At 65.7% G+C, this 2,459-nt stretch carries 2 protein-coding genes; one reads left to right on the top strand and one right to left on the bottom strand.

Going from position 1 to position 2,459, the window contains the following annotated elements; all coding sequences use genetic code 11:
• Positions 1 to 67 precede the first annotated feature (67 nt).
• Positions 68 to 442 carry a type II toxin-antitoxin system RelE/ParE family toxin gene (locus O3T09_RS11735; RefSeq protein ID WP_331282723.1) on the top strand — a complete coding sequence of 125 codons (375 nt, stop codon included), beginning with the start codon at positions 68 to 70 and terminating at the stop codon, positions 440 to 442.
• A 1,203-nt stretch (positions 443 to 1,645) separates the two neighbouring features.
• On the opposite strand, the gene O3T09_RS11730 is transcribed toward O3T09_RS11735, so the two are convergent.
• Positions 1,646 to 2,218 (bottom strand): recombinase family protein, encoded by a 573-nt coding sequence (locus O3T09_RS11730; RefSeq protein WP_065573827.1) that lies wholly within the window; start codon positions 2,216 to 2,218, stop codon positions 1,646 to 1,648.
• Between the last annotated feature and the right edge of the window lie 241 nt (positions 2,219 to 2,459).

Below are 2,459 nucleotides of genomic sequence, written 5' to 3'. Positions count from 1 at the left end.
CCCTGAGGCTTTCAGCTGCTCGACCAGGTCCTGGCCCGAGGGCTCGCCTGGGTTCTTCTCGTCGATCATGGTCATGATTCTTACCGTTCCTCTCGGTACGGCTTACACAGACCATCTGACACGCCCTCGATTCCTGCTCGCGTTTCAGCAGTCATTGACAACAACTTTCGCCAGCAAGCCCGGGCCGACCCTGGACCGACCGTTGGTGGACACACTCACCGGCTCCAGGCACAAGAACCTTAAGGAGCTGCACCCCGGCTCGAGCGGGCGCAGCGAGATCCGGATCCTCTTCGCCTTCGACCCCCGCCGGCAGGCAATCCTGTTGGTGGCCGGGGACAAGGCCGGGGCCTGGAAGAAGTGGTACGCCACGAACATCCCCCTGGCCGAGGAACGCCTCGACGCCCACCTCCACGCGCTCCGCAGCACCCCACCCGGTGCTTAAGAGCGAAACCGTGAACCTGAGCAGCACCCCTGAGACCAGCACTGCTTACATCTCACCCCCAGCACCCAGGAGAGCCCCCATGCACACCCTCGACCAGCTCACCGCCCAGCGGTCCCCGCACGCAAGGACCCCCATGAACAGCTCCTCGGCCCGCCCTGACGTCATGTAGATGCTCCTGGCCCCCACCTGCCCCCGAACCTCGGCCCCCACCCCCACCTGCCCCCGAACCTCGGCCCCACCCCCCATCAACTACGACCTGGACACCCTGGCCGACAAGGTCCTCGTCGAGCATTAGGGGACGTGGTCGATTCGAGAGGGCATCGACCCGCACTCCCTCGCCTTTCAGCAGCTGTGCACGGCGCCCTCCACCCCTGCCCCGCCGAGGGCAGTCCCCCATGGCAACGGGGCAAACCCCGCACGTCGCCAGCTGGTCCACGCACCCCCGGCATGACAACGAGATGCCGCTGAACCTTGAAGCCCACCGTGCCGCAGATGACCACCTTCCGGAGGCGCGACGACCGCCACACCCGCCCACCCAGTGAGGCTTCGCTCCGATACTCGGCACAATCGGTCGATCTGTTGACAGTCTCACATGAGACGAGCACATGACCGCAGGCAGGGCGGATACTGTCAAATATCTATGGAGGGGATGCCTCTAGCCTGGCAGTTATCTGCGACACCATTTCTTTACGTGCCCACGCCCAGGGTGATGGGGCTGCTGTCACGCGACGGTGAGCTGCAACCCTGGCAGTGCCCCCCGCCCCCCACGGCGATAGCTCGAGTGCCCGTACGCCCGAGGCATGCCCTCGCGTGCACGAACGCGAGGGCATCTAAGCAGTAGTGCCCACTGCTGGGTCAACCGCGCACATGCGCACTTTGGGGCAGGCAACCCCCGAGGGTCGACCTTCAACGCCTGGGTGCCAGCCAGCTGGGTGGAGCGGATTACGGCTCAGGAGTCCTGGTGGCGGTGTGCGCCGGGGGCAACCCAACGCCATGGCGGGAATACTCGCCGTGTCCACTTCCCGCGGGCACTCAAACCGCCCCGCACCCAGGCTGTCCGGACGCCCGGGGAGGCCTCGCCGTGCGGCCAGGGAGCCGGTCAGGCCAACGCGGCAGGTACGTGAGCAATCGGAAACCGCCCACTGTGGATGTGATGGCTTGGTGGCGGGTTTCTGTGATCGCTCAGTGGCGGTGCAGGCGCGGTCAGGTGTCGGTCGTGGTGCGGCGCAGCTCGCGGTAGATGGTGGTGCGGGAGACGTTGAACAGCTCGGCCAGCTCGGCTTGGGTGTGCTCGCCGGCGGCGTGCAACGTCAGCAGGTGCTTGCGCTGAGAGGGCGAGAGCTTGGGCTTCTTGCCTTTGAGTTTGCCCTTGGATCTGGCGATGGCCATGCCTTCTCGGGTGCGCAGGCGGATGAGGTCCGCCTCAAACTCGGCCACCATGCCGAGCACGTTGAACAGCAACCGGCCGACGGCGTCGTTGGGGTCGTAGACGCTGCCTCCGAGACTGAGCGCCACTCCCTTGATGGTGAGCTCGTCGGCGATGTCCCTCGCGTCCGGGAGCGAGCGGGCCAGCCGGTCGAGCTTGGTCACCACCAGGGTGTCGCCGTCCCGGGTCGCGGCCAGCGCTTCGCGCAGCCCGGGCCGGGCGCGGGTCGTTCCCGTCAGGCCGTGGTCGAAGTAGATGTCCTTGTTCTCGACTCCGAGGCGCTCGAGTGCTTCCCGTTGGGCGGAGAGGTCTTGCTCCAGAGTCGAGACGCGCGCGTAGCCGACATGCATGTCCCCATTGTTGCAGTTACCCTCCCCTCACCGCCCACGTCACCGTACGGGTCTTGCGTACATGACGATCCCTCACAAGACGTCGTCGAGGACTGAGCTCGCTCGACGTACGGCGAAGGATCCCCTTACGGGCATGCGATCTGGGCTGACGCCTGTGACCGAGTGTTCAGTTCGCGCTGTATAGTTCAGTCCATGATGACTATTGCTTCGCGTCTCGACGTGATGAACCGCCTGGGTCGTG

Source organism: Micrococcus sp. H39-S4 (assembly GCF_027158145.1).
Taxonomy (GTDB): Bacteria; Actinomycetota; Actinomycetes; order Actinomycetales; family Micrococcaceae; genus Micrococcus; species Micrococcus luteus.
The sequence above is the reverse complement of the archived record's forward strand: the minus strand, read 5'-3'. Positions and strand labels throughout refer to the sequence as shown.